Origin of the sequence: Paracoccus sp. NBH48 (assembly GCF_015390265.1) — a bacterium.
GTDB classification, from domain to species: Bacteria; Pseudomonadota; Alphaproteobacteria; order Rhodobacterales; family Rhodobacteraceae; genus Paracoccus; species Paracoccus marcusii.
The window spans coordinates 710626-736948 of record NZ_VUOJ01000004.1; the positions used below are offsets into that span (position 1 = coordinate 710626).

Genomic DNA, 26323 nt, shown 5'->3' on the forward strand with positions numbered 1-26323 from the left:
CCCCGCCGACCGCCATCCGCCTGCATGACCGCGACAACATCATGGTCGCCCTGATCGCCCTGGCCCCCGGTGCGCCGCTTGATGCCGGATGCGCCGCGACAGAGGCGATCCCCGCGGGCCACAAGGTCGCCATCCGCCCCATCGCGCCCGGCGAACCGGTCCTGAAATATGGTCAGGTCATCGGCATCGCCACCCGGCCCATCGCGGCGGGGGCGCATGTCCATGTCCAGAACCTGGGCATGGGGGCGCACAAGCAGGATTACGGCTTTTGGCAGCGCGGCGGGTGCGCTGCCCGCCCCCGATGCGCCGGCGTCCTTCCAGGGGTTTCACCGGCCATCGGGGCGGGTGGGCACGCGCAATTATGTGGGCATCCTGACCTCGGTCAATTGCGCGGGATCGGTCGCCCGCTTCATCGCCGAGGAGGCAGAGCGTCAGGGCTGGCTGGCCGATTACCCCAACGTGGACGGAATCGTGCCCATCGTGCACGGCACCGGCTGCGGCATGTCCGGCAAGGGCGAAGGGTACGAGACGCTGTTCCGCACCATCGCGGGCTATGGCCACAACCCCAATTTCGGCGCCATCCTGATGGTGGGCCTGGGCTGCGAGGTCATGCAGATCCCCGACCTGATCGACCGGCGCGCGCTGAAGGACAGCGCCCGGTTCCGCTATATGACCATCCAGCAGACGGGCGGCACGCAGGCCACCGTCGACAAGGGCGTGGCGATCCTGCGGGAACTGGCCGCCGAGGCCGACCGTGCCACGCGCCGGACCGCCCCGGCATCCGCGCTGGTGATGGCATGCAATGCGGGGGGTCGGACGGCTATTCCGGGATCACGGCCAACCCGGCCCTGGGGATCGCCTCTGATCTGCTGGTGGCGCAGGGGGGCATCTCGATCCTGTCGGAAACCTCCGAGATCTATGGCGCCGAACATCTGCTGACCCGTCGCGCCGATCCCGAGACCGGCCGCAAGCTGATCGACCTGATCGAATGGTGGGAGGATTACACCGCCCGCAACTTCGGAGAGATGGACAACAATCCCTCGCCCGGCAACAAGCGCGGCGGCCTGACCACGATCCTGGAAAAGAGCCTGGGCGCCGTGGCCAAGGGGGGCAGCGCGCCGCTGTCGGCGGTCTATCGCTATGGCGAACCCATCGACCGGCCGGGTTTCGTCTTCATGGACAGCCCCGGCTATGACCCCTGTTCGGTGACGGGGCAGGTCGCGTCGGGGGCCAACCTGATCGCCTTCACCACCGGGCGGGGCAGCGTGTCGGGCTATCGCCCTGTGCCCTGCATCAAGATCGCGTCGAACCCCGACCTGTGGCGCCGGATGGAGCCGGACATGGATGTCGATTGCGGTGCCATCCTCTCCGGGGCGACCCTGCAGGAGAAGGGGCGCGAGATTTTCGACCTGATGCTGGCCGTCGCCTCCGGTGCCCCGACGAAAAGCGAGGCGCAGGGCTTCGGCGCGGTCGAGTTCGTGCCCTGGCAGATCGGCGCGGTGATGTAAGTGAAAGGACAGCGAATGACACCAACCCCCATGACCGGACAGCGCGTCGTGATCACCGCGGCGGCCCAGGGGATCGGCCGCGCCAGCGCGCTGGCCTTTGCCGCGGCGGGCGCCGAGGTGATCGCCACCGACATCAACATGGACGGGCTCTCGACGCTGGACGGGTGCCGCACCGCGCGCTTGGACGTGCTGGACGGCGCCGCCGTGGCGGCGTTCTTTACCGATCTGGAACCGGTGGACGTGCTGTTCAACTGCGCCGGGGTCGTGCATGCGGGGGGCATCCTGGAGGCATCCGAGGCCGACCTGGAACTCGCATTCGACCTGAACGTGCGATCGATGATGCGCACGATCCGGGCGGTCCTGCCGGGGATGGTCGACCGGGGGCGGGGGGCGATCATCAACATGTCCTCGGTCGCCTCGTCCATCAAGGGGGTGCCCAACCGCTTTGCCTATTCCACCACCAAGGCCGCCGTCCTGGGTCTGACCAAGTCGGTCGCCGCCGACCATGTGGGCCACGGCATCCGATGCAACGCGATCTGCCCCGGCACGGTGCAGTCGCCGTCCCTGGACGACCGCCTTGCCGCGACGGGCGATGCCGTGGCGGCCCGCGCGGCCTTCGTCGCGCGCCAGCCCATGGGGCGCATCGCCGATGCGGCGGAAATCGCCGATCTGGCCGTGTATCTGGCGGGCGCGACCTATACCACGGGCCAAGCCGTCTGCATCGACGGCGGCTGGACACTCTGACCCAAGGAAGACGACATGAAACTTGTTCGCTTTGGTGCCGCGGGCGCCGAGAAACCCGGCCTGATCGACGCGGACGGCCAGATCCGTGACCTGTCGGCGCATGTGTCGGACCTGTCCGGACAGGCGCTGCACCCCGATGCACTGGCCGGCCTGGCGCGCCTTGATCCGGCGACGCTGCCGCTGGTCCAGGGCGATCCGCGTCTGGGCCCGCCCGTCGCGGGTACCGGCAAGTTCATCTGCATCGGCCTGAACTATGCCGACCATGCCGCCGAATCCGGCATGCAGGTCCCGCCCGAGCCTGTGATCTTCATGAAGGCTACCAGCGCGATCTGCGGCCCGAACGATCCGATCATCATCCCGCGCGGCAGCGAAAAGACCGACTGGGAGGTCGAACTGGCCGTCATCATCGGCAAGCCCGCCAAATATGTCGACGAAGCCGACGCCATGTCCCATGTCGCGGGCTTTGCCGTGACCAACGACGTATCCGAACGGGCGTTCCAGACCGAACGCGCGGGCCAGTGGACCAAGGGCAAGTCCTGCGACAATTTCGGCCAGATCGGCCCCTGGCTGGTCACCCCGGACGAGATCGCCGATCCCCAGGACCTGGCGATGTGGCTGAGCGTGAACGGTCAGACGATGCAGGACGGGTCGACGGCGACGATGGTCTATCAGGTGCCGTTCCTGATCCACTACCTCAGCCAGTTCATGACGCTGCATCCGGGCGACGTGATTTCCACCGGAACGCCTCCGGGCGTGGGGATGGGGATGCGGCCGCAACGCTTCCTGCGGGCGGGCGATGTCGTCGAGCTGGGCATCAAGGGGCTGGGCCAGCAGCGCCAAGAGGTCATTGCCGACCCGGCCTGATGGGCGCATGCCGTCGCCCGTGACGCCTGGCCCCGCGTGGGCCGGGCGTCACGGGCCAATCCTGGTCAGACGAAGATCAGGTCGTTGCCCAGCCCGTCGATCGTCATGTTGCGCACCGTCAGCACGTCACCGTCCCCAAGATCGAAGACGACGTTCGCGCCGATCTGTGCGGCATGGTCCCGCGCCTGCGCCAAGCTGGCGATCCCGAAGTCGACCATGCGGATCGTGTCGATGTCGTCCTGAAAATCCATGACTGCATCGCGCCCGGCACCGTGACCGAAGACGAAGACATCGGCCCCCGCGCCGCCCCACAGCTGATCGCGTCCCGCACCGCCGTTCAGGCTGTCGTTTCCGGCCCCACCGTCCAGGCGATCATTGCCCTGCCTTCCGTGAAGGATGTCCGCACCGAACCCGCCGCAAATCACGTTCGCCCGGGCGTCGCCCAGCAGGATGTCGCGGCCCATCCCGCCATGAATGTTCTCGATGTTGCGGATCACGTCGGCCCCGTGCCCCGTGGCCTGCGCACCCGTCATGGCCAGATCGATCCGCGCGGCCCGCGCCTGACCCATGAACGAGACCCAGTCCGTTCCCGCGCCGCCATCGATCGTGTCGTTGCCCGCCCCGCCCCAAAGCATGTCGTCGCCGACCCCGCCATGCAGGACGTCGTTTCCGTTCCCGCCGAAAAGGCTGTCGGCCCCGCCGCCCCCGGCGATCGTGTCCGCGCCTCCCGCGCCGCGCAGGATGGTATCGGCCCCATTGCCGGTCATGCGGTTGGCCAGATCGTTGCCGATACCGGTCACCCGCCCCGTGCCGGTCATCACAAGATGCTCGACATGGGCGGACAGCGCGTGGGACACGCCGGCATGCACCACGTCCCGACCGCCGTTCGCCGTTTCGATCACCCGGTCACCCGCGTTGTCGACGTGATAGACGTCGTCGCCGGCCATGCCGTGCATCCTGTCGGCGCCCGCCATGCCGTCGATGACATCATTGCCCGACAGCCCGAACATCGTGTCATTTGCCGCGGTCCCGCGCAGGCGATCGGCACCCGCGCTGCCGATGATGCTGCCCGGAGGGGCATCGGCGGGGAACAGCGGAAAGCCGGGGACCGGATCGGGGGTCGGACCCGGCCCGCCGACCACGGGGTCGGGGGGAACGCTACTGCCGTATTCGCCGGGCCTGATCTCTGCCCCGGCGATGCGGGCAACCAGGGGTTCTTCGGGATCTCTCCATCGTCCGGCCCAGCTTTCCTGCCCCGGCGCCACAGCCCACAGATCGACATAGCTGGACATGGGGCCGATGTTCCAGATGCCGCCGGGCATGTCCGCGGCGCTGAATTGCGCAACAACTCGCCCATCGACATAGAAGACGGCGGAACGGTCGGTCACGGTGACTTCGTAGGTGTGAAAGCCTTCCGCCGCGTCAAAGCCCAGGTCGATCACCGCGCGTCGCTGACCGGCGTCATTCAGCGTGATGTGGTTTCCGGCAGCGTCCTCCATGTGGATGGCCAGCTGGACCTGCGTGGTGTCGCCCCCCACGAATTCGAAATCGAATTCGACCCAAGGCTGATGCTGCCAGTCCGCCTTGTAGGTGAACAGTCCGAATACCGCGCCCGGTTGCATGTCGGGGGCCTGCACGGTCCATCCCCATGTTCCGGTGGTGGCGATCTGGGCGCCCTGAATCTCGCCGCCTTGATAGGGACGGGGCGATCCGGATGGGGACCGGCCCAGGACCAGTTCGATGGCACCATCCGCGCCGACGCGGACATTGTCGTCCGACCACTGCATGATGCTTGATTGCCCGGCCGCCCAGTCCGAGATCAGCCAGCTGTCATTGTCGTGCTGTTCGCCGATCTCGTACAGATCAAGGGCAGGGGCGGTCGGGGTCGTGGTCATGCTCACCTCAGATGGTCGCAGGGACGGCGGCGGCCGAGACGGGCAGGGCAGCACGCGGTCCGATCAGGAAGCCGGAAGGTTCAGTATGACCCGGACACCCTAATGCAACTTTAACGCGATCTTGCGCTGCGCGGTTTGTGCTTTGTCCCATGTGGGACGAGCTTGGAGTTAGGATGGGCGTCGGATCTGCCAGAACAACGCTATATTCTGTCGGCGAGCTATATTAATGGCCCCGTCAAAAGTGATCGGAAGATCCAGCAGAAGACACACTGCATTGTGTGCTGCCCCTGCGCGGGTTCGGTTCGCAAATCTAATCTACGCGATACCTGAGGCGTAGAGTGGGGAGTGTACCGTCGGATAAGGCGTAAAATGTTGATGCGCTTGCTATTTTATCAAAGCTCTAAAAAGTTTTCAGAAAGCGATCGCATACGACCACTATGGCAATATCAAAACTTTTATTAACAACTTAAGCGTGAATTGTTAATTTATATTCAACCTTATATTAGATTGACGTATTGCACCATATGCACAAGTCTAAGACGTGCGTATCGATTGTCAGAGATAAGGTTCGTCCCGTCGCCGGTCGTTCCCTTGTGTCACAGGTTACCAGTCAGGCAACGTGCCCGTCCGTCATGACCTCTGGTCTGTGCGGACGGGCATCCGCGATGCCGATGCCCATGCAAATGCCAGCACCGAGAATCCTCCGCAGAGTGCATAGGCCGTCAGGCATTCCCAATATGCGAACCCGTTAAACAGGAACAGCATCATGACGCCGATGGCCACGGCTAGGGCAAAGGCAAGATTGGCTGCGATCATCCGACCCCTCCATTCGATAGCCGACCCCCTGCAAGGACAGGTGGCCACAGCGTTTCATTCAGAAACCAGGATGCGAGCAGATGACCGTTTCGATCTTGGTTAATGGATCGTACCATGCACATTGGCAAAACGCCTAGGCAGAGGTGACATCCGGGACAAAAGCGGCGAAATCATGCCGTTACATGGTTCGATTTTCACGGATTGCTGCCGATGCCTCAATTTTTGGCAAGCGTGACGGTGCGTCGGCTAACAATTGCAAACTGATCAGGGCGGGTATCCCTCGTCGCCGTGCGCTACAGACAGCGCATCGTGCAGTCTTCAACGGCAGCCGGCGATATGCCTTAAGGGACCCTGTCAAAATCCAAAACATGCCTGATAACTCGAATATGTGATGAAACCTTGGGGCAGGGGCGTTGCCTGCTTTGGCCCCGGCCGCTAGGCTTGCGGGCAACGCAAATGTGATTTCGGGAAGTGCCGCCCTTGACCCAGACCCGCCCCCTTGCTGCCCTGCTGCGTCTTGCCGTGCTGGCTGCGCTGACGACGGGAACCGCCCTGCCGGCTCTGGCGCAGGACGGCCCGCCCGAACCGAAGCCGACGCAGCAGCCTGCGCAGATCAGCGGCCTGGCCGGCCCCTATCTTGCCGCTCGCATGGCGACCGTAGAGAACGACTTTCGCGCGGCGGCGCGCTATTTCGTCATGGCGTCGGCGCAGGATCCGCAGGACGTCTATCTGCAGGACAGTGCGCTGGTCGCGCTGGCATCTGCGGGCGATGTCGATCAGGCTGTGGCCATGGCCGAACGGCTGTTCGACGAGGATCGTCCGACGGAACTGGCCGGCCTTCTGCGCCGCGCGCAGTTGGTCCGGGCCGAGGACTGGCAGGGCGTGGTCGACCTGATCGATGCGACCCATGCGCCGGACGTCCCGCTGGACCAGGACCTGATGGACGGCACCATCCGTGCCTGGGCGCTGCTGGGTGCGGGACGCGCCACCGACGCCATCGCGGCATTCGAGGCGATGGCCGCGAATGCGGACCTGGCCCCCATCGTGAACTATCACCTAGCGCTGGCCCGGGCGCTGGCGGGCGACTATGAGGCCGCCGACCGCCTGATCGTGCAGTCCGAGGCCAGCGGCCACCTGATGGGCCTGACTGCCCGCGTCCAGATCCTGTCGCAGCTGGATCGCGGCGACGAGGCGCTGGCGCTGCTGTCCCAGATCGACGGGCTGGAGGCCGAGCCGCAGTTGCTGGCCCTGCGCCAGCGCCTGGAACAGGGGCAGCCGGTGCCCTTCGACGTGGTGGGCGGCCCGGCGGACGGGATCGCGCATCTGCTGCTGTCCTTTGCCTCGGCCCTGTCCAGCAGCCCGGACCCGGAACCGCTGGCGCTGATCCATGCGCGGCTGGCGTCCTGGATCGCGCCCCAGAACCCCGAGGCCCGGCTGACCACCGCGCAGCTGCTGCAGGACCGCCAGCAGTTCGACCTGGCCGAGGCCGAGTTCGATGCCGTCCGCCGCATGGGCGAGATGCGCCCCCAGGCCGAGCTGTCGCGCATCGACGCCCTGTCGCGCGCCCAACGCCCCGCCGAGGCGGAGCGTGCGGCCCTGGCGCTGACCGCGGCCTATCCGGGCTTGGCACAGTCCTGGATCGCGCTTGGCGACGTGACCCGCCAGCAGGAGAAATACGCCGAGGCGATCCCAAGCTATGACCGGGCGCTGGACCTTCTGGCCGACGCCCCGCCCGAGGCGCGGTGGTTCCCGCTTTACGCGCGCGGCATCTCGCTGGAGCGTGCGGGCCAGTTCGACCGCGCCGAGGCCGACCTGCTGGCCGCGTTGGAGATCCGCCCCGATCAGGCCAGCCTGCTGAACTATCTGGGTTATTCCTGGATCGACCGGAACCAGAACCTGGACCGGGCGCTGGACATGATCAAGCGCGCGGTCGAGCTGTCGCCCGGCGACGGCTATATCCTGGACAGCCTGGCATGGGCCTATTTCCGGCTTGGCCGCTATCAGGAGGCAGTGGCCCCGATGGAGCAGTCCATCGCCACGATGGCCGCCGATCCGCTGGTCAACGACCACCTGGGCGACATCTACTGGATGGTCGGTCGCCACCGCGAGGCGCAGATCCAGTGGCAGCGCGCCCTGTCGTTGGAGCCCGGCGAAAGCGGAGAGGTCGATGCCGACCGCATCCGCGCCAAGCTGGATCGCGGCCTGAACGCGGTGATGGACGAGGAGGACGGCCCCGTCGCCAGCCACCCCACCCAAGCCCCGCAGACCGAGGCCGACGCGGCCGAATGATCATCGAGGCGGCCCCCGCCAAGCTGAACCTGGCGCTGCACGTGACGGGTCGGCGGCCCGACGGCTATCACCTGCTGGATTCGCTGGTCTGCTTTGCGGCGGTCGGCGACAGCATCGCCCTGACCCCCGGCCCGCTGTCCCTGAGCATCGACGGCCCCTTCGCGGCGGGTCTGTCCACCGACGACAACCTGTGCCTGCGCGCCGCGCGTCTGGTCGGGGGACAGGCCGCGATCCGGCTGACCAAGGCGCTGCCCGTCGCCTCGGGCATCGGGGGAGGGTCCGCCGATGCGGCGGCGGTGCTGCGCGGGCTGGCGCGAATGGGCCATCCGCTGCCCGATGAGACCGAACGGCTTGGAGCCGACGTGCCGGTCTGCCTGGCCTCGACGCCCGCGCGCATGCAGGGCGTCGGAGAGGTGCTGACCCCGCTGCCCGCCCTGCCGCCGCTGCACCTGGTGCTGGTCAATCCCGGCATCGCGGTGCCCACCCCGGCGATCTTCGCGGGCTTGGGGTCGCGCGACAATCCGCCCCTGCCGCCCATTCCCGCCTTTGCCGATGTCGATGCGCTGCTGGGCTGGCTGGGCACCACCCGGAACGACCTGCAGCCCCCCGCGATCGCCGCGGCGCCGGTCATCGCCGACGTGCTGCAGGCGCTGGAAGGGCAGGGCGCGGGGCTGGCGCGGATGTCGGGATCGGGGGCCACCTGCTTCGGCATCTTTGCCGACCCCGGCGCCGCGGACCGCGCGGCTGCGGCCCTTGCGCGCAACGGCTGGTGGGCGGTGGCGACCGAACTGGCATCCGCCCCGGCACGCGGCTAGACTGCGCCCGACCCGATCCCGGAGGAACCCATGCTGCGCCTTGGCGTCAACATCGACCACGTCGCCACCATCCGCAACGCGCGGGGTACGCCCTGGCCCGACCCGCTGCGGGCCGCGCTGATCGCCCAGGCCGCGGGCGCGGACGGCATCACCGCCCATCTGCGCGAGGATCGCCGCCATATCAGCGACGCCGACATCGACGCGCTGATGGCCAACCTGACCCAGCCCCTGAACTTCGAGATGGCCGCCACGATGGAGATGCAGGCCATCGCCCTGCGCCATCGTCCGCATGCCGTCTGCATCGTTCCCGAAAAGCGCGAGGAGCGCACGACCGAGGGCGGTCTGGACGTCGCGGGCAACGACAATGCGCTGGCCGGATACATCGCGCCGCTGCGCGAGGCCGGCTGTCGGGTGTCGCTGTTCATCGGTCACGAACCCGCCCAGATCCGCGCCGCCGCCCGGATCGGCGCGGCGGTGGTCGAACTGCACACCGGCGCCTATTGCGACCTGGACACCGAAGGCCGCCACGCCGAGCGCGACGCCGAACTGGCCGCCCTGCGCGAGGGTGCCGCGCTGGCCCATGACCTGGGGCTGGAGGTCCATGCGGGCCACGGGCTGACCTTCGACACGGTCGGTCCCATCGCGGCCATTCCCCAGGTGGCCGAACTGAACATCGGGCATTTCCTGATCTCGGAATCGGTGTTCCTGGGGCTGGAGGGCGCGATCCGCGAGATGCGCGCGCGCATGGACGCGGCGCGGGCGTGATCCCTTTCCTGTCCAAAGCCCCGTCTGGACGTACGGCATGATCCTGGGCATCGGCACGGACCTGGCCAACATCGACCGCATCCAGGGGACGCTGGACCGCTTTGGCGACCGGTTCCGCAACCGGGTCTTCACGCCGACCGAACTGGCCAAGGCTGCCCGCCGCGCCGACGAGGCCGGCACCCTGGCCAAGCGGTGGGCCGCCAAGGAGGCCTGCTCCAAGGCGCTTGGCACGGGTCTTGCCATGGGCATCAGCTGGCGCGACATGGCGGTGACGAACCTGCGGTCGGGCCAGCCGGTCATGGCGCTGACGGGCTGGGCCGCGGACCGGCTGGCGGCGATGACGCCCGCCGATCATCACGCGGTCGTGCATGTCACGCTGACCGACGACCACCCCTGGGCGCAGGCCTTCGTGGTGATCGAGGCGCGTCCCGGCCCTGCGCCTGCTTGACTTTGACCCTGTGCCCGGCCCATGAACACGCGACGCAGGGCCCCCGGCCCGAGGGATAAGAGGACCACGCGGAATGGCAACGGCAGCGCCCGAGAAAAAGGACGGCATCTGGGAGACGATCAAGACGATCTTCTGGGCGCTGGTGATCGCGGGCATCTTCCGCACGCTGTTCTTCCAGCCCTTCTGGATCCCGTCGGGCAGCATGAAGGACACGCTGCTGATCGGTGATTTCCTGTTCGTGAACAAGATGGCCTATGGCTATTCCGCGCACAGCTGCCCGTTCTCGATGTGCCCGATCAGCGGCCGCATCCTGGAACGCGAACCGGCGCGCGGCGACGTGGCCGTGTTCCGCCACCCGACCCGCAACGTCGATTTCATCAAGCGCGTGATCGGCCTGCCGGGCGACACCGTGCAGATGCGCGGCGGCCGCCTGTGGCTGAACGGAGAGCCGGTCCAGGTCACCCCCGCCGGAGAGTTCATCGAGGTCAAGGAACAGCAGGGGCCGCAGGGCCTGATCCCGCGCTGCGTGAACGACCCGGTGCCCGAGGGTGGCGACTGCATCAGCGAACGCATGACCGAGACGCTGCCGGGCGGCAACACCCATGACATCTTGAACATCGTCGATGGCTGGGTGGCCGACGACACGCCGACCTTCACCGTCCCCGAAGGACAGTACTTCTTCATGGGCGACAACCGCGACAATTCCGAAGACAGCCGTTTCCCGGCCGAGATCGGCGGCCTGGGCTTCGTGCCGGCCGAATACCTGATCGGCCGCGCCGACCGCATCATGTTCTCGTCGGCGGGGCGGTCGCTGCTGTATTTCTGGACGTGGCGGTCCGACCGCTTCTTCAAGGCGGTGAATTGACGCCCTCGGCCGACATCAGGGCCTTCATGGCCCGTCTGGGGCATGAATTCGCGCGGCCCGAACTGCTGATCCGCGCGCTGACGCATGGCTCGATCGCCAGCGTCACGCGGCCCGACAACCAGCGGCTGGAGTTCCTGGGCGACCGCGTCCTGGGTCTGGTCATGGCCGAGGCGCTGTTTACCGCAGATACCGCCGCCAGCGAGGGCCAGCTTGCCCCGCGCTACAATGCGCTGGTGCGCGGAGAGACCTGCGCCGCGGTGGCCCGCGAGCTGTCCCTGGGCGACGTGCTGAAGCTGGGCCGGTCCGAGATGCTGTCGGGCGGGCGTCGCAAGGATGCCCTTCTGGCCGATGCGATGGAGGCGGTGCTGGCCGCCGTCTATCTGGATGCGGGCTTCGATGCGGCCCGTCAGGTCGTGTTGCGCCATTGGGCGCCGCGTCTGGCGCGGGTCGATGCCGACAGCCGCGACGCCAAGACCGCCCTGCAGGAATGGGCCCAGGCCCAGGGCATGCCGCCCCCCGTCTATGAACAGACCGAACGCAGCGGCCCCGACCATGCGCCGGTCTTCCTGATCACCGTGCGGCTGGAAGACGGCCGCGACGCGCAGGCCCGCGGCACGGGCACCAAGCGCAGCATCGAACAGGCCGCCGCGCAATCGCTGCTGGACCGGCTGGAAGGACTGACATGACCGACGACGACATCGCCCCCGATCAGCCGCCCGCGGCGCAACCCGACGGGCCCACCCGCGCGGGCTTCGTCGCCCTGATCGGAGAGCCCAATGCGGGCAAGTCCACGCTGCTGAACCAGATGGTCGGCGCCAAGGTCAGCATCGTGACACACAAGGTCCAGACGACCCGCGCACGCATCCGCGGCATCGCCATGCACGGCCCCGCGCAGATCGTCTTTGTCGACACGCCGGGCATCTTCCGCCCGCGCCGCCGGCTGGACCGCAGCATGGTCGCCGCGGCCTGGGGCGGGGCGTCGGACGCCGACATCGTGCTGGTCCTGGTCGAGGCGCATCGCGGCCTGACCGACGGCACGCAGGCGATCCTGGATCAGCTGGTCGACCTGGGCAAGGGGACGCCCGTCGCGCTGATCATCAACAAGATCGACCGCGTCAAGGCCGAGACCCTGCTGGCCCTGTCTCAGCAGCTGAACGAGGCCTATCCCTTCACCGAGACGTTCATGATCTCGGCCATGCGCGGCCATGGTTGCCAGCAGCTGCGCGGCTGGCTGGCCCGCAGCTTGCCCGAAAGCCCGTGGCTGTACCCCGAGGATCAGATCGCCGACCTGCCCATGCGCATGATCGCCGCCGAGATCACCCGCGAGAAGCTGACCCTGCGTCTGCATGAGGAGATCCCCTATCAGCTGACGGTGGAGACCGAGGCCTGGGAGGAGAAGGACGACGGCAGCGCCCGCGTCGAGCAGGTCGTCTATGTCGCCCGCCAGGGCCACAAGGGCATCGTCCTGGGCCGCGGCGGAGAGACGATCAAGGCCGTGGGTCAGGCCGCCCGCGTCGAGCTGGAGGAGTTCATGGGCCGCCGCGTCCATCTGTTCCTGCAGGTCCGCGTCCGCGAGAACTGGGAGAACGAGGCCGAACGCTATGACGAGATCGGCCTGAACTTCCGCGACGGCGATGGCTGAGGCCCGCCTGGCCGCGTCCCTGTGGGTCGCGGCCTATCTGGCCCGCCTGGCGCAGGCCACCATCCCCGCCTATGTGCTGGCGCGCGGCGACGACACGGCGGGGGCGATCGCGGTGAAGTGCGCCCATCTGGACGGCACCGCCGCGCTGTGGATGCGCGAATGGGACATGGACAGCGACACCCGTCCCTGGGTCGCGACCGTCAGCGGCACCGAGCGTGACATCGACGCTGCCATCGCCCGCCAGCGGTCCCGCGACCGCGACCTGTGGGTGATCGAGATCGAATCGCGCGACGGCACCACGCTGCTGGATCGCGACGGGCTGTTCTGACCTCTGGCGGGGTCGCCGTTTGCAGAATATGCATCACGCCATGAGCAGCACCCCGCAAACCGATTCGCCCAAGGGCCTTGCCTATGCCGTCGCGGCCTATGGGCTGTGGGGGTTCCTGCCGATCTACATGAAGGCGCTCGCGCATCTGCCCGCGGCCGAGATCATCGCCCATCGCATCGTCTGGTCGCTGCCCATCGCGGCGGCCGTCCTGTTGTGGCAGGGCCGCGCGGCCGAGGTGGGCCAGGCCCTGCGCCAGCCGCGCCTGCTGGCGATGGCGGCGCTGACGGCGGTTCTGATCTCGGTCAACTGGCTGATCTATGTCTGGGCGATCTCGAACGATCACGCGCTTGACGCGGCGCTTGGCTATTACATCAACCCGCTGTTCAGCGTGTTTTTGGGCGCGACGCTGCTGGGGGAACGGCTGACGCGGGGGCAGGTCGCGGCCATCGCGCTGGCGGCGACCGCGGTGATCGTGCTGACCGTGCAGGCGGGCAGCCTGCCGGTGGTGGCGATCGGCCTGACGCTGTCCTGGGGCCTCTATGCGTATTGCAAGAAAAGCCTGCCGCTTGGCCCCAACCAGGGCTTCACGCTGGAGGTGCTGCTGCTGACCCCGCTGGCGGCGGGCTTCCTGATCTGGCAGGCGCTGCAGGGTCAGTCGCATTTCACTGGCGCCGGCTGGGGCCAGGCGCTGTTGCTGTTGGGATGCGGGCCGGTCACGGCGATCCCGCTGCTGTTCTATGCCAACGGGGCCAAGCTGATCCGCCTGTCGACCATCGGCATCCTGCAATACATCGCGCCGACGATGATCTTTCTGTGCGCGGTGGTGCTGTTCGGCGAACCCTTCGACGGGGCCCGCCTGATCGCGTTCCCGATGATCTGGGCGGCGCTGGTCATCTATTCGGTGACGCTGGTCCGCCAGGCGGGCCAGAGACGCCGCGACCGTCGCGACCTGGCCGCCCGGCGCATGTAATAGGCACCCCATGCCGGCGGGGCGCGCGACCGTGGCCCGCGTGACGCCCTCTGGCCCCCGCAGGCCGGATCGCGCAAGCTGTGTCGGCGGACCCGGAGGCTGTGATGGAATGGCAGGCAGAAGGCACCGTGATCGGCCGCCGTCCCCATGGCGAGACGGCCGTCATCATCGACGTGCTGACCCTTGAACGCGGGCGCCATGCCGGGGTCGTCCCCGGCGGGGCATCGCAGAAACGCGCCGCCATGCTGCAGCCCGGCGCGCGGCTGACCCTGCGCTGGCGCGCGCGCCAGTCGGACCAGCTGGGCAGCTTTGCCGTCGAGCCGCTGCGGATGCGGGCGGGGCTGATGGCCGATCCGACCGCGCTTGCCGGCCTGAACGCCGTCTGCGCGCTGCTGGTCTTTGCGCTGCCCGAACGCGATCCGCACCCGATGCTGGTCCAGCGGACCGAGGCGCTGCTGGACCAGATCGAGGCGGGTGCCGACTGGCCGCCCGCCTATCTGGCGTGGGAGATGCTGCTGCTGGACGAGATGGGGTTCGGCCTGGACCTTGCCAGCTGCGCGGTGACCGGCGCGACCGAGGGGCTGGCCTATGTCAGCCCAAGATCGGGCCGTGCGGTCAGCCGGCAGGGGGCGGGGGACTGGGCGGACCGCCTGCTGCCACTGCCGGCGGTCATGGGCGGGGCGGGCGACAATCGCGGCCGCGATCTGGCCCAGGGGCTGGCCATCACCGGGCATTTCCTGGAACGGCGGCTGGCGCCCGACCTGGTCGGACGCCCCTTGCCCGCCGCGCGGGGGCGGCTTGTGCGGCGCCTGCTGCGGCCCGCCGCGGGGCCGCAGGACGGCTGAGGCCTACTGGTTGCCGCGGGCGGCCGACAGCGCGTCGGTGGCCTGTTCGGCAGGGCGGCCGCTTTCGAAGATCAGCCAGGTCGGGCCCTTGATGCGCAGAACGCCGCCATAGAACTCCATCGAACTGGCCTGCTGCAGCGCCTCGAAGAAGCGCTGTTCGACGGCCAGGTCCTTGCAGTCGGTGACGCCGGTCGTCTGCAGCGGCTCGAAGGCGACGGCGGGCAGGGGGACGGTGTTCTTGGCCGCATAGCCGTTGCACGGCCCGCGACCGGACACGCCCTCGGGGCGGGTCGTCAGGGTGATGTTGCGCAGCGGCACGGTGCCGTTTCCGATGCCCACCAGCACATAGTCGTTGGCCGGGATGCCGCCCATCGGGTCGCCCGCTGGTTCCGAGCAGGCGGACAGGGTCAACGTGGCGATGGCGGCCAGGGCAAGGGCGGGGCGGATCGTCAGGGACATGGGCAGGCTCCTATGGGCGCAGACAAGCGGGGCTGAGGTGGTCTAACGTCATTTTCGGCGCCGATCCAGCCCGCGCGCGCATCAGCCCAACAACCTGCGCGCGATCACCTGGGCCTGGATTTCTGCCGCGCCCTCGAAGATGTTCAGGATGCGGGCATCGCACAGCACCCGGCTGATCGGATATTCCAGCGCGAAACCGTTGCCACCGTGGATTTGCAGGGCATTGTCGGCCGCCGACCAGGCCACGCGGGCACCCAGCAGCTTGGCCATCCCGGCCTCGACATCGCAGCGGTGACCGTGATCTTTTTCCCACGCGCTGAAATAAGTCAGCTGCCGCGCGATCATGATTTCGACAGCCATCATCGCCAGCTTGTCGGCCACGCGGGGAAAGGCCGCCAGCGGCTTGCCGAACTGCCTGCGGTCCAGCGCATAGCGCAACCCCAGGTCCAGCGCGTTCTGCGCCACCCCGATCGCGCGCGCCGCGGTCTGGATGCGGGCGGATTCGAACGTCTCCATCAGCTGCTTGAAGCCGCGGCCCGTCTCTCCGCCCAGAAGGTTCGCGCCGTCGACGCGGAACCCGTCAAAGGCAAGCTCGTATTCCTTCATCCCGCGATAGCCCAGGACCTCGATCTCTCCGCCGGTCATGCCGGGGGTGGGAAAGGGGTCGGCATCGGTGCCGGGGGTCTTTTCGGCGATGAACATCGACAACCCGCGATAGTCGTCGGTCGCGGGGTCCGTGCGCGCCAGCAGGGTCATGATATGCGTGCGGGCGGCATGGGTGATCCAGGTCTTGTTCCCGGTCACCACCCAATCGTCGCCGTCCCGGACCGCGCGGGTGCGCAGGCTGCCCAGGTCGCTGCCGGTGTTGGGTTCGGTGAAGACGGCCGTGGGCAGCGTCTCGCCGCTGGCCAGGCGCGGCAGCCAGTGCGCCTTCTGCGCCTCGGTGCCGCCGCACAGGATCAGCTCGGCGGCGATCTCGCTGCGCGTGCCAAGAGAGCCCACGCCGATATAGCCGCGCGACAGCTCCTCGGACACGACGACCATCGCGGCCTTGGACAGGCCCAGGCCACCGAATTCCTCGGGGATGGTCAGGCCGAAGACGCCCAGTTCGGCCAGTTCGCTGATGATCTCCATCGGGATCAACTGATCCTGCAGGTGCCAGCCATGGGCATGGGGGGCGACCTTGTCGTCGCTCCACCGGCGGAACTGGTCGCGGATCATCTCCAGATCCCCGTCCAGGCCGCTGGCGCCGAAAATCGCCGCGCCGGCGTCGCGCGCCATCAGGGCGGCCAGTTCGGCCCGCGCCTCGGGCGTGTTGCCCGCCATCAGCGACAGCGCCTGTTCCGACGGCTGCCACGTCACGCCCAGATCGGACAGGCGCGCGAATTCGGTCTGGCTCATCGGGATGCCGCCCAGGATCTGGGTCAGGTATTCGCCCATGCCGATGCGGGTGATCAGCGCCTCGACGGGGCCGTCCACGCGCGCCGACCAGTCGGCCAGCTGGCGCAGCGACATGACATAGGTGGCCAGCCAGGACAGGGCATGCGCCGCATGCTGGTGCCGCTCCAGCGCGTCGGCGTCGACGCGGCCGTCTACCGTCACGCGGGCGCGCAGGGCATCCTTGGCGCGGGCCAGCAGATCGTCCAGTTCGGACAGGACGGTCTGGGACTGATGGGTCATGTCTTTCATCGATTCGTCCTTTCGCGGCATTGCAGCATGGGTAGCGCCTTCGCACCTGCAGCGCAACAATTTTGCGTCCAGCGACCGCCTTGCGACCTAATGTGTCGCACTGGATTCGCATGTCGCTGATCCGTCAAAGCGGCCTTTTCCTTTCCCGACGTCGCGGTTAGCGTGCCCCCATGTTCGGACTGGAGCCCTGGCAATTCGTGGCGGCCTTCGGGGTTACCGCCTTCGCGGGCTTCGTGAAGGGGGCCTTGGGCTTTGCCATGCCGATGATCATGATCTCGGCCTTCGGGTCGATCATGCCGGCGCCGGTGGCCCTGGCGGCCATGATCCTGCCGACGCTGTTCACCAACATCCAGCAGGCCGTGCGCGACGGGCGGCCCGCCGCCGTGGCCTCGGCCGTCAAGTTCCGCCTGCACATCGCGATGGTCGGCATCTTCATCTGCGTCTCCGCCGGGTTCGCGGCGGTGATCCCGCAATGGGTGATGTACGCGCTGCTGGGCGTGCCGATCACGCTGTTCGCGCTGTGGCAGCTGTCGGGCCGCCCGCTGGTCCTGAACCTGCGCCACCGCAGGCGGGCTGAGGGGTGGTCGGGCGTCATCGGCGGACTGTACGGGGGCATCTCGGGCATCTGGGGGCCGCCGCTGATCGTTTATCTGCTGTCGGTGGGCACCGAAAAGCGCGAACAGGTGCGGGTGCAGGGCGTCGTGTTCCTGATCGGCGCGGTCGTCCTGACGGTGGCGCACCTGTTTTCCGGCCTGCTGAACGCATCGACCCTGCCCCTGTCCGCGGTCCTGTGCATCCCGGCCTTTGCGGGGATGATGGCGGGGTTTGCGCTGCAGGACCGGCTGGATGTCGAACAGTTCCGCCGCTGGACGCTGCTGCTGCTGATCCTGACCGGGCTGAACCTGATCCGCCGCGCCTTTGATCTCTGGAGCCTGTGATGCCTGACGCCGCCGACCTGACCGCCCGCCTGATCCGCTGTCCCTCGGTGACGCCCGAGGAGGGCGGCGCCCTGGTCCTGCTGCAGGAGGTGCTGGAGGAGGCGGGCTTCGACTGCCACCGCGTCGACCGCAACGGCACGCCGAACCTGTTCGCGCGATGGGGCGCCAAGGGGGCGCGGGCCATCGGCTTCAACGGACATACCGACGTGGTGCCGCCGGGTGATCCGGCATCCTGGACGCATCCGCCGTTTTCCGGTCACTGGGACGCGGATGACGTGATCTGGGGCCGGGGCGCCACCGACATGAAATCCGGCGTCGCGGCCTTTGTCTGCGCCGCGGTGGATTTCGTGCGCCAGACGCCCCCGGACGGGGCCGTGATCCTGACCATCACCGGCGACGAGGAAGGCCCGTCCCGCGACGGCACCATCGCCCTGCTGGACTGGATGGCCGCGAACGACGAACGCATGGAGGCCTGCATCGTCGGAGAGCCGTCGAACCCCGAGGTGATGGGAGAGATGATGAAGATCGGCCGCCGCGGATCGGCCACCTACACCATCACCGCCAAGGGTCGCCAGGGGCATGCCGCCTATCCGCACAAGGCGCTGAACCCGCTGCACGCGCTGACCCGCTATCTGGCCGACCTGACCGTCGAACCGCTGGACCAAGGGACGGATCATTTCGACCCCTCGGGGCTGCAGATCACCACGATCGACTGCGGCAACCCCGCGTCGAACGTGATCCCGGAAAGGGCGGTGGCGGTGGTCAACATCCGCTTCAACGACCTGCATACCGGGGCGGGCCTGCTGGACCGCCTGCGCGACCGCGCGGCGGCGGTGCAGGCGCAGACCGGCGTGACGCTGAGCGTCGAGGCCCAGATCTCGGGCGAGGCGTTCCTGACCGCGCCCGGCCCCTTCGTCGACATGGTGCGCGGCGTCGTCCAGCAGGAGACGAACCGACAGCCGGTCCTGTCCACATCGGGCGGCACCTCGGACGCGCGCTTCGTCAAGGATCACTGCCCGGTGGTGGAATTCGGGCTGGTCGGTGCCCACATGCACCAGGTGGACGAACGTGTCCCCGCCCAGCAGGTCCGCCAGCTGCAGGTGATCTATCAGCGTATCCTGGAAAGGTTCTTTGCATGACCATCGTCGAGACGACCGACCTGGCCGCCTGCCACGCGCTGCGCCGCACCGTCTTCATCGAGGAGCAGAACGTCCCCGAGGCCGAGGAGATGGACGACCTGGACGGCGACGCCGTCCACCTGCTGGCGACCGATGCGGAGGACCGTCCGGTCGCGACCGCGCGCCTGCTGGTCAAGGACGACATCGGCAAGATCGGCCGCGTCTGCGTGCTGGCCGACCAGCGCGGCACCGGCATGGGGGCCGCCTTGATGCGGGCCGCCATCGACGCGCTGGCCGCCCGCGGCGTGCGCCAGGTGCGGCTGGGATCGCAGACCCATGCGATGGGTTTCTATGAAAAGCTGGGCTTTGTCGCCGAGGGCCCCGTCTATGACGACGCGGGCATCCCGCATCGCGACATGGCCCTGGACCTGAAGTGAGCCGATGACCCAGACCCAGATCCCCAGCAAGGCGCAGATCCTCGAATGGGTGTCCGACAATCCGGACGCCAATTCCAAGCGCGACATCGCCAAGGCCTTCGGCATCAAGGGCGCCGCGCGGATCGAGCTGAAGCGCCTGTTGAAGGAGCTGGAGGCCGAGGGCCATCTGGAGCGCCGCCGCCGCCATTACCTGGACGCCGAGACGCTGCCGCCGGTGACGGTCCTGGAACTGCTGGCGCCGGACGGGTCGGGCGATCTGTTCGCGCGACCGCTGGAATGGTCGGGGACCGGGCCGATGCCGCGGATCCTGTACGCGCCGCTGAAGGCCGATCCGGCCCTGGGCCGCGGCGACCGGTTCCTGGGCCGGCTGATGCCGGTTCTGGGCGAGGATTATCAGTACCGCGCCCGCCTGATCCGCCGCATCACGGCCAGCGCGAACCGCATCACCGGCATCTTCCGCAAGGACAGCGAGGGCGGCCGTATCCTGCCCATCGACAAGGGCCAGGACAAGGAATGGCGCGTTCGTGCCGACGCCACCCTGGATGCCGAGAACGGCGAACTGGTGCAGGGCGAACAGATCGGCCCGCGTGGCCGCATGGGCCTGCCGCAGGCGCGCATCATCGAACGTCTGGGCGATCCGTCGGCGCCCCGCGCGGTCAGCCTGATCGCGATCCACCAGCACGGCATCCCCGACGAATTCCCGCAGAAGGCGCTGGACGAGGCCGAGGCCGCCAAGCCCGCGCCGCTGAAGGGGCGGGACGACCTGCGCCATCTGCCGCTGGTCACCATCGACCCGTCGGACGCGCGCGACCACGACGATGCGGTCGCGGCCTTTGTCGAGGAGGACGGCGGTGCGACGATCTGGGTCGCCATCGCCGACGTGGCCCATTACGTCCGCCCCGGCAGCGCGCTGGACCGCGAGGCCTGGGGGCGCGGCAACTCGACCTATTTCCCCGACCGCGTGGTGCCGATGCTGCCAGAGGCGCTGTCGGCGGACCTGTGTTCGCTGCACGAGGGCGTGGACAGACCCGTCATCGCGGTCGAGATGCGGCTGGACGCGCAGGGCAACAAGACCGGCCACCGGTTCCACCGCGCCATGATGAACAGCCGCGCCAGCCTTGCCTATGAGCAGGCGCAGGCGGGCGCGGACGGGGTGCCCGACGCGCAGACCGCGCCGCTGATGGACGACGTGATCCGCCCGCTGTGGCATGCCTATGGCCTGCTGAAGGGTGCGCGCGAGCGCCGCCAGCCGCTGGAACTGGACCTGCCGGAACGCCGGATCGAGCTGTCGCCCGAAGGACGCGTCACGGCCGTGGCGTTCCGCGAACGCCTGGACGCGCACAAGCTGATCGAGGAGTTCATGGTCCTGGCCAACGTGGCCGCCTCCGAGGAGCTGACCCGTCGCAAGCGCCCCCTGCTGTTCCGCGTCCACGAGGAGCCGAGCCTGGCCAAGATGGACGCGCTGCGCGAGGTGGCCCAGGCTTCGGGGTTCACGCTGGCCAAGGGGCAGGTGCTGCACACCAGCCACCTGAACCGCCTGCTGTCCCAGGCCGAGGGCAGCGATTTCGACGAGCTGATCAACATCAGCACGCTGCGGTCGATGACCCAGGCCTATTACCACCCCGAGAATTTCGGCCATTTCGGCCTGTCGCTGAAAAGCTATGCGCATTTCACCTCGCCCATCCGGCGGTACGCCGACCTGGTGGTGCACCGGGCGCTGATCAGCGCGCATGGCTGGGGCAAGGACGGGCTGACCGAGGATCAGGTCGAACGCCTGCCCGAGACCGCGACCCATATCAGCGAGACCGAGCGGCGATCCATGGCCGCGGAACGCGACACGACCGACCGCTATCTGGCGGCGTTCCTGGCGGAACGCGTGGGCACCGAGATGAGCGGCCGCGTCAGCGGCATCCAGAAGTTCGGCGCCTTCGTCAAGCTGGACGAGACGGGGGCCGACGGGCTGCTGCCCATCCGCGCCATCGGGCAGGAGTATTTCCATTTCGACCCCGACCGCCAGATGCTGATCGGCAGCGACACTGGCCTGGAGATCGGCATCGGACAGCGGGTGACAGTGCGCCTGGCCGAGGCACTGCCCCTGACCGGGGGGCTGCTGCTGGACCTGCTGGAGCTGGAGGGCGCGACCCTGCCGCGCGGTCCGTCCAAGGGACGACGCGGCGGTGGACCGGGTCGCATGGCCGTCAAGTCGCGGCTGGCCGAGATCAAGCGCGCCACCAAGCGGCGGCGCAAGCGCTGATCAGCTTTCGCGGAACGCGCGATTGAAGTAGTCGGCCAGCGGCTTCATCAGGTAGGCCATCGGGCTGCGGTCGCCGGTCTGGATATAGACCTCGACCGGCATGCCGGGCACCAACGCCAGCCCGCCCAGCTTGTCCAGCTGGTCGGGCGGGATCGAGACCTCGGCCCGGTAATAGGGGGTCCGCGTCGCCTCATCCAGCAGGGCATCGGCGGAGATGCGGTCCAGCCGCCCGTCGATTTCCGGCGTGGTGCGCGACGAGAATGCGGAAAAGCGCAGGACGACCGGCTGGCCCAGCTGGATCTCGTCGATGTTGATCGTCGCCACGCGCGCGCCGATCACCAGCGGGCGGTCCTGCGGGATGATGTAGAGCAGCGGGTCGGCGGGCCGGATCACCGACCGCGGCGTGGTGACCTGCATGTTGTAGACGACGCCCGACACGGGGGCGCGGATCTCCAACCGGTCCAGCTGTTCGGTCAGGCTGCGGCGGCGTTCGGCCAGCTCCAGCTCGCGATAGCCCAGATCGCCCAGTTCCGTCTCGGCCATCTCGCGGCGTTCGGCGGCCAGGCGCAGGCTCTGGATCTGCAGTTCGGTCTGGCGGATCGCGGCCGAGGCGCGGCTGGCCTGCAGCGACCCCAGCTCACCGTCGATGCGTGCGGCCTCGCGCTCCAGGGCCAGCACGCGGCTGGCCTGGGCCAGCCCCCGGTCCAGCAGGCTCTGCTGGTCGGTCAGCTCGCGCCCGATCAGGTCGCGCTGCGTGCCCAGGGCGGCGAACTGGGCGTCGATGCCGTCGACCTCGGAATCGACCTGGTCGGATTGCTTGGCCAGCTGGTCCAGCGACTGGCGCAGCGTGTCCAGCCGCGTGCGGAACAGGGCTGGTCTGTCCCGCGATCAGATCCTGCAGCGCCGGCGATGCGGTCGCGGCCTGCACCAGTTCGTCGGGAAAGGTGATCGTATCGGCATCGGCGCGTTCGGCCTCCAGCCGGCCGCGGCGGGCCAGGATCTCGAAATACTGGCCCTCGACGATGGTGTGCTCGGTGCGCAGCAGCGTGCCGTCCAGCGTCAGCAGCAGATCGCCCGCGGCGACGGTGCTGCCCTCGGATGTGGCGATGTCCTGGACCACGCCGCCATCGGGATGCTGGACGATCTGGCGCTGCTGTTCGACCTCGACCTGGCCGCCCGCCACGACCGCGCCCGAGATGCGCGTGGACATCGCCCAGACCGTGAAGCCGCCCACCAGCACCAGCACCGCCACCACGCCCGCGATGATCGGGCCGCGCACCGGCCAGCGCCGGTCGCCCGAGGCTGCGCGTGTCCGACCGCGGCTCATGCGACGCCCCCGCCCTGGCCCGAGGTCTGGGCCTGACGGATCTGGGCCGAATTCTGCACCATCTGTTCCAGCACCTTGTCACGCGGACCGAAGGCGCGGCGGACGCCGCCCTCCAGCACCAGCAGGTTTTCGCATTCGTTGATTGCGGCGGGACGGTGGGCCATGATGATGACCGCGCCGCCCTGCGACTTCAGCCGCCGGATCGCGGCATTCAACGCCTCGGACCCCAGGTTGTCCAGGTTCGAGTTCGGCTCGTCCAGAACCAGCAGCACGGGGTCGGGATAAAGCGCGCGGGCCAGGCCGATGCGCTGAATCTGGCCGCCCGACAGACGGCCCGCCGTCTGGCTGATGCGCGTGTCGTATCCCTGCGGCAGGTCCAGGATCATCTGGTGCGCGGCGGCCGCCTGTGCGGCGCGCACCACCTGGTCGGGGTCGGGGCGGTCGGACAGGCGGGCGATGTTTTCCGCGATCGTGCCGTCGAACAGCGTCACCTGCTGGGGCAGATAGCCGATCAGGCCGCCCAGCACGTCGGGGTGGTACTGGTCCAGCGTCGCGCCGCCCAGACGGATGCTGCCGCCGCCCACGCGCCACGCGCCGATCAGCGCCCGCGCCAGCGTCGACTTGCCCGCGCCCGACGGGCCGATGACCCCCAGGGCCGTGCCAGGCGCCACGCCGAAGCTGACGCCGCGCAGGGTGGCCTGCCCCTCTCCCGGCGGGGCGACCGAGAGGTTGCGCACCTCCAGCCGGGCCTCGGGGCGGGGAAGGGGGGTGCGGACCGGATCGGGCGGCTGGCGCGACAGGAGGCCCGCCAGGCGGCCCCAACCGTCCTGCGCGGCCTGAACCGACGGCCAACCGCCGACCAGCTGGTCCACCGGGGCCAGGGCGCGGCCCATCACGATGGAGCTGGCGATCATCGCGCCGGGCGTCAGTTCCTGGCGCAGCACCAGCCAGGCCCCCGCCGCAAGCATCGCGCTTTGAAGAAACAGGCGGAAGGTCCGCGAAAAGACGCTGAACCCCGCCGACAGGTCTCCGGCGCGAACCGCATTGTCCTGTGATTCAGACCGGGCCAGGCGCCAGCGGGCGAAGGTCGCGCCGCGCATGCCCAGGGCGCCGATCACCTCGCCCTCGTCGCGATAGAGGTCCGCCATGCGCTGCGCCTGCGCGCCGGCCTGGGCCGAACCCTGCAGCGGCGCGCGGGTCAGGACGCGGTTCAGGATCGTGGTGCCGACCAGGATCCCGCCGCCGACGGTCGCGACGATGCCCAGGACCGGGTGGAACATGAAGACCGCCGCCAGGAACAGCGGTGCCCAGGGCAGGTCGAAGAAAGCCAGCATGACCGGCGACCCGATCAGCCGCTGGACGGAATCCAGGTCGCGCATCCCGCCCGCCGTGGCGGCCGATTCGTCGCCGCGCAATGCGCCCTCGCGCAGGGCGGCGTCGAAGACGCGACCTTCCATCCGGTCCTGGAACCGGGCGGCGATCCGCTGCATCACGCGGTTGCGGATGATGTCGATGGCACCCATCAGCACGAAGAGGAAGATCACCAGCACGAACAGCGCGGTCAGCGTCTCGACGCTGCGCGAGGCCAGCACGCGGTCATAGACCTGCAGCATGAACAGTGGCCCGGTCAGCATCAGCAGGTTCACGACAGCCGAGAAGACCCCCACCGACAGGAACAGCGGCCACCCCGTGGCGCGCGCCTGGCGCAATTCCCGGGCCCCGTCCGTCAGGTTCGCAGCCTTGGCCATACGTCTTGCCCCGAAAATGCCGCGCCGATGGCGGGGCTTGCCTCGTTACCGCGGCGACCATATCACCACGCAGGGCTTATGCCAGCCTGCCGCGACCCTCGCATCGAAAGGTTAAGGATTCCCTTGCGCCCCAACAGCCCCCCCGTCATGGCCCTGCTGCTGACGGCGCTTGTCGCCGCCGGATGCGCGCAGGCGCCCGTCCAGAAGGACGGCATCACCATCAACGACCCGTTCGAGGCGCAGAACCGCCGCGTGCATGCCTTCAACAAGGGGCTGGATGCGCGGGTGATCGGCCCCGTCGCGAACCGGCTGAAGGGCAGCGGCGACGACGCGCCGCGCGACCCCGACGCGCCGATCGGGCTGTTGCAGATGGTCATCAATGCCGGGCGCAACCTGTCCTTGCCGGTCAAGGTCGTGAACGGGCTGCTGCAGGGCAAGCCCCGCGATGCGGGCGCGAACCTGACCCGGTTCGCGGTCAATTCGACGGTCGGGCTGGGCGGCGTCTTCGATCCGGCCGCCGACAGTTTCGGCGTGACGGAACGTGACACCGATTTCGGCCAGACGCTGGCGGTCTGGGGCGTCCCCGAGGGCGCCTATCTGGAACTGCCCGTGCTGGGCCCGTCGACGCAGCGCGATGCGGTGGGTCAGGTCGTCGATCTGCTGATCGATCCGCTGTACCACGTCTTTGACGGTCGGGATGCCGCGACGGTATTTGCCCTGCGGGTCGCGTCAAAAGCCGGTGATCGGGCGCGCTTTGGGGATACGGTGGATGGCATTCTGCAGGGCAGTGCGGATAGCTATGCGCAGACGCGGCTGATCTGGCTGATGAACCGCCGCTTTGACCTGGGAGAGACCGGTGACGATTACGACCCCTATGACGATGCGGATGTCATCGACCCCTATTCGGACTGACCGCCGGGGGCTGCTGGGCCTGATCGGATGCGCGTCGCTGACGGCGGTGCTGCCCTGGCGTGCCGCCCATGCGCTGGACGCGGATGGGGCGCACGCGCTGATCGACCGGTCGCTGGCCGAGGTCTATCAGGTCATCAATTCGGGCCAGCCCGCCCCCCAGATGTATCAGCAGTTCGAGGCGATCTTTGCCCGCTATGCGGATGTGGATGTCATCGCGCGTTCGGCGCTTGGTCCGGCGGCGCGCCAGACCGATCCGGCGACATTTGCCGAGTACCGGCAGGCGTTCCAGGGCTATATCGGCCGCAAGTACGGCGCCCGGTTCCGCGAGTTCATCGGATCGCGGATCGAGGTGACGGGGTCGCGGCAGCTGAAAAGCTTTTATGCGGTGACGTCGGTGGCCTATCTGAACGGGCGCGCGCCGCTGGAGGTCGAATGGCACGTCTCGGACCGCTCGGGGCAGGATCTCTATTTCAACATCATCATCGAGGGCGTGAACATGCTGGCCAGCGAACGGGCCGAGATCGGCGCCATGCTGGCCCGTCGGCAGGGTGATGTCGCGGCGCTGGCCGCCGATCTGCGCCAGGCGGGCTGACCGCACCGGCCCACGAAAAAGCCGCCCGGTCGCAGGACCGGGCGGCTTTTTCATG

General features: G+C 68.4%; 22 protein-coding genes and 2 pseudogenes. 19 read left to right on the forward strand and 5 right to left on the reverse strand.

Annotation, left to right across the window (positions count from 1 at the left end; genetic code table 11):
* The first annotated feature begins 41 nt into the window (after nucleotides 1-41).
* From F1642_RS10385 to F1642_RS10395, 3 genes and pseudogenes are all read left to right on the forward strand, one after another.
* Nucleotides 42-1508, forward strand: a pseudogene (locus tag F1642_RS10385) (UxaA family hydrolase).
* A gap of 30 nt (nucleotides 1509-1538) precedes the next feature.
* A complete protein-coding gene (locus tag F1642_RS10390) occupies nucleotides 1539-2252 on the forward strand; it encodes an SDR family oxidoreductase (RefSeq protein WP_206692742.1) in 714 nt (237 codons plus the stop codon).
* Between the two features lie 15 nt (nucleotides 2253-2267).
* Complete coding sequence (locus F1642_RS10395; protein WP_045981030.1) at nucleotides 2268-3116, forward strand: fumarylacetoacetate hydrolase family protein; 849 nt, start codon at nucleotides 2268-2270, stop codon at nucleotides 3114-3116.
* A gap of 65 nt (nucleotides 3117-3181) precedes the next feature.
* Here F1642_RS10395 and F1642_RS10400 read toward each other — a convergent pair whose 3' ends face one another.
* On the reverse strand, nucleotides 3182-5011 hold the full coding sequence (locus F1642_RS10400; protein ID WP_194886180.1) for a family 16 glycosylhydrolase: 1830 nt from the start codon (nucleotides 5009-5011) through the stop codon (nucleotides 3182-3184).
* Between the two features lie 1296 nt (nucleotides 5012-6307).
* On the opposite strand from F1642_RS10400, the gene F1642_RS10405 reads away from it, so the two are divergent.
* From F1642_RS10405 to recO, 10 genes are all read left to right on the forward strand, one after another.
* Nucleotides 6308-8116, forward strand: coding sequence for a tetratricopeptide repeat protein (locus F1642_RS10405; protein WP_232303336.1), 1809 nt, complete (start codon nucleotides 6308-6310; stop codon nucleotides 8114-8116).
* Nucleotides 8113-8931, forward strand: a complete 819-nt coding sequence (locus F1642_RS10410; protein WP_194886181.1) for a 4-(cytidine 5'-diphospho)-2-C-methyl-D-erythritol kinase — start codon at nucleotides 8113-8115, stop codon at nucleotides 8929-8931. Before F1642_RS10405 ends, F1642_RS10410 begins: the two co-directional genes overlap by 4 nt.
* A 30-nt stretch (nucleotides 8932-8961) precedes the next feature.
* Entirely contained in the window at nucleotides 8962-9696 is a 735-nt protein-coding gene (locus tag F1642_RS10415) for a pyridoxine 5'-phosphate synthase (protein ID WP_045981026.1), read from the forward strand.
* Between the two features lie 37 nt (nucleotides 9697-9733).
* Complete coding sequence (gene acpS, locus F1642_RS10420; RefSeq protein WP_045981025.1) at nucleotides 9734-10144, forward strand: holo-ACP synthase; 411 nt, start codon at nucleotides 9734-9736, stop codon at nucleotides 10142-10144.
* 73 nt (nucleotides 10145-10217) lie between these two features.
* Nucleotides 10218-11009 carry a signal peptidase I gene (gene lepB, locus F1642_RS10425; RefSeq protein ID WP_045981024.1) on the forward strand — a complete coding sequence of 264 codons (792 nt, stop codon included), beginning with the start codon at nucleotides 10218-10220 and terminating at the stop codon, nucleotides 11007-11009.
* Nucleotides 11006-11695 carry a ribonuclease III gene (gene rnc / locus F1642_RS10430; RefSeq protein ID WP_127897782.1) on the forward strand — a complete coding sequence of 230 codons (690 nt, stop codon included), beginning with the start codon at nucleotides 11006-11008 and terminating at the stop codon, nucleotides 11693-11695. Before lepB ends, rnc begins: the two co-directional genes overlap by 4 nt.
* Nucleotides 11692-12651, forward strand: coding sequence for a GTPase Era (gene era / locus F1642_RS10435; RefSeq protein ID WP_045981023.1), 960 nt, complete (start codon nucleotides 11692-11694; stop codon nucleotides 12649-12651). The genes rnc and era overlap by 4 nt, the downstream gene beginning before the upstream one ends.
* A complete protein-coding gene (locus F1642_RS10440) occupies nucleotides 12644-12979 on the forward strand; it encodes a DUF1491 family protein (protein ID WP_194886182.1) in 336 nt (111 codons plus the stop codon). Before era ends, F1642_RS10440 begins: the two co-directional genes overlap by 8 nt.
* Nucleotides 12980-13019: 40 nt before the next feature.
* The gene (gene rarD, locus F1642_RS10445) at nucleotides 13020-13949 is read left to right on the forward strand and encodes an EamA family transporter RarD (protein WP_194886183.1); all 930 of its coding nucleotides are present in this window, start codon (nucleotides 13020-13022) and stop codon (nucleotides 13947-13949) included.
* Nucleotides 13950-14050: 101 nt separating this feature from the next.
* Nucleotides 14051-14794, forward strand: coding sequence for a DNA repair protein RecO (recO, locus tag F1642_RS10450; protein WP_194886262.1), 744 nt, complete (start codon nucleotides 14051-14053; stop codon nucleotides 14792-14794).
* Nucleotides 14795-14797: 3 nt separating this feature from the next.
* Here the strand turns inward: recO and F1642_RS10455 are convergent, their stop codons facing one another.
* Both F1642_RS10455 and F1642_RS10460 read right to left on the reverse strand, forming a co-directional pair.
* Nucleotides 14798-15253: an META domain-containing protein gene (locus tag F1642_RS10455; protein ID WP_052715267.1), complete on the reverse strand. Its 456-nt coding sequence runs from the start codon at nucleotides 15251-15253 to the stop codon at nucleotides 14798-14800.
* A gap of 81 nt (nucleotides 15254-15334) precedes the next feature.
* On the reverse strand, nucleotides 15335-16933 hold the full coding sequence (locus F1642_RS10460; RefSeq protein WP_370582867.1) for an acyl-CoA dehydrogenase family protein: 1599 nt from the start codon (nucleotides 16931-16933) through the stop codon (nucleotides 15335-15337).
* Between the two features lie 179 nt (nucleotides 16934-17112).
* On the opposite strand from F1642_RS10460, the gene F1642_RS10465 reads away from it, so the two are divergent.
* From F1642_RS10465 to rnr, 4 genes are read left to right on the forward strand one after another with little or no spacing between them, the layout of a single operon-like run.
* Entirely contained in the window at nucleotides 17113-17880 is a 768-nt protein-coding gene (locus F1642_RS10465) for a sulfite exporter TauE/SafE family protein (RefSeq protein WP_046000800.1), read from the forward strand.
* Nucleotides 17880-19019 (forward strand): succinyl-diaminopimelate desuccinylase, encoded by a 1140-nt coding sequence (gene dapE / locus F1642_RS10470; protein WP_194886185.1) that lies wholly within the window; start codon nucleotides 17880-17882, stop codon nucleotides 19017-19019. Before F1642_RS10465 ends, dapE begins: the two co-directional genes overlap by 1 nt.
* On the forward strand, nucleotides 19016-19435 hold the full coding sequence (locus F1642_RS10475; RefSeq protein WP_046000802.1) for a GNAT family N-acetyltransferase: 420 nt from the start codon (nucleotides 19016-19018) through the stop codon (nucleotides 19433-19435). The genes dapE and F1642_RS10475 overlap by 4 nt, the downstream gene beginning before the upstream one ends.
* A 4-nt stretch (nucleotides 19436-19439) precedes the next feature.
* Nucleotides 19440-21689 carry a ribonuclease R gene (gene rnr / locus F1642_RS10480; RefSeq protein WP_046000803.1) on the forward strand — a complete coding sequence of 750 codons (2250 nt, stop codon included), beginning with the start codon at nucleotides 19440-19442 and terminating at the stop codon, nucleotides 21687-21689.
* Here the strand turns inward: rnr and F1642_RS10485 are convergent.
* Nucleotides 21690-23016 (reverse strand): annotated as a pseudogene (locus F1642_RS10485) (HlyD family type I secretion periplasmic adaptor subunit).
* Nucleotides 23013-24764: a type I secretion system permease/ATPase gene (locus tag F1642_RS10490; protein ID WP_045999929.1), complete on the reverse strand. Its 1752-nt coding sequence runs from the start codon at nucleotides 24762-24764 to the stop codon at nucleotides 23013-23015. Before F1642_RS10490 ends, F1642_RS10485 begins: the two are co-directional and overlap by 4 nt.
* A gap of 123 nt (nucleotides 24765-24887) precedes the next feature.
* Between F1642_RS10490 and F1642_RS10495 the strand changes: the two genes are divergently transcribed.
* Together F1642_RS10495 and F1642_RS10500 are read left to right on the forward strand one after the other, a co-directional pair.
* Nucleotides 24888-25676, forward strand: a complete 789-nt coding sequence (locus tag F1642_RS10495) for a VacJ family lipoprotein (protein ID WP_255522362.1) — start codon at nucleotides 24888-24890, stop codon at nucleotides 25674-25676.
* Entirely contained in the window at nucleotides 25651-26268 is a 618-nt protein-coding gene (locus F1642_RS10500) for a phospholipid-binding protein MlaC (protein WP_194886187.1), read from the forward strand. Before F1642_RS10495 ends, F1642_RS10500 begins: the two co-directional genes overlap by 26 nt.
* Nucleotides 26269-26323 lie beyond the last annotated feature (55 nt).

Excerpts from the sequence above, each read along its gene's own strand:
- F1642_RS10465 (WP_046000800.1), top strand. The coding sequence starts at position 17,113 with ATGTTCGGACTGGAGCCCTGGCAATTCGTGGCGGCCTTCGGGGTTACC.
- rnr (WP_046000803.1), top strand. The coding sequence starts at position 19,440 with ATGACCCAGACCCAGATCCCCAGCAAGGCGCAGATCCTCGAATGGGTG.
- F1642_RS10440 (WP_194886182.1), top strand. The coding sequence starts at position 12,644 with ATGGCTGAGGCCCGCCTGGCCGCGTCCCTGTGGGTCGCGGCCTATCTG.
- F1642_RS10415 (WP_045981026.1), top strand. The coding sequence starts at position 8,962 with ATGCTGCGCCTTGGCGTCAACATCGACCACGTCGCCACCATCCGCAAC.
- F1642_RS10500 (WP_194886187.1), top strand. The coding sequence starts at position 25,651 with ATGTCATCGACCCCTATTCGGACTGACCGCCGGGGGCTGCTGGGCCTG.
- F1642_RS10460 (WP_370582867.1), bottom strand. The coding sequence starts at position 16,933 with ATGACCCATCAGTCCCAGACCGTCCTGTCCGAACTGGACGATCTGCTG.
- rarD (WP_194886183.1), top strand. The coding sequence starts at position 13,020 with ATGAGCAGCACCCCGCAAACCGATTCGCCCAAGGGCCTTGCCTATGCC.
- F1642_RS10475 (WP_046000802.1), top strand. The coding sequence starts at position 19,016 with ATGACCATCGTCGAGACGACCGACCTGGCCGCCTGCCACGCGCTGCGC.
- F1642_RS10400 (WP_194886180.1), bottom strand. The coding sequence starts at position 5,011 with ATGACCACGACCCCGACCGCCCCTGCCCTTGATCTGTACGAGATCGGC.
- F1642_RS10395 (WP_045981030.1), top strand. The coding sequence starts at position 2,268 with ATGAAACTTGTTCGCTTTGGTGCCGCGGGCGCCGAGAAACCCGGCCTG.
- F1642_RS10390 (WP_206692742.1), top strand. The coding sequence starts at position 1,539 with ATGACCGGACAGCGCGTCGTGATCACCGCGGCGGCCCAGGGGATCGGC.
- acpS (WP_045981025.1), top strand. The coding sequence starts at position 9,734 with ATGATCCTGGGCATCGGCACGGACCTGGCCAACATCGACCGCATCCAG.
- lepB (WP_045981024.1), top strand. The coding sequence starts at position 10,218 with ATGGCAACGGCAGCGCCCGAGAAAAAGGACGGCATCTGGGAGACGATC.
- F1642_RS10410 (WP_194886181.1), top strand. The coding sequence starts at position 8,113 with ATGATCATCGAGGCGGCCCCCGCCAAGCTGAACCTGGCGCTGCACGTG.
- F1642_RS10490 (WP_045999929.1), bottom strand. The coding sequence starts at position 24,764 with ATGGCCAAGGCTGCGAACCTGACGGACGGGGCCCGGGAATTGCGCCAG.
- era (WP_045981023.1), top strand. The coding sequence starts at position 11,692 with ATGACCGACGACGACATCGCCCCCGATCAGCCGCCCGCGGCGCAACCC.
- dapE (WP_194886185.1), top strand. The coding sequence starts at position 17,880 with ATGCCTGACGCCGCCGACCTGACCGCCCGCCTGATCCGCTGTCCCTCG.
- F1642_RS10455 (WP_052715267.1), bottom strand. The coding sequence starts at position 15,253 with ATGTCCCTGACGATCCGCCCCGCCCTTGCCCTGGCCGCCATCGCCACG.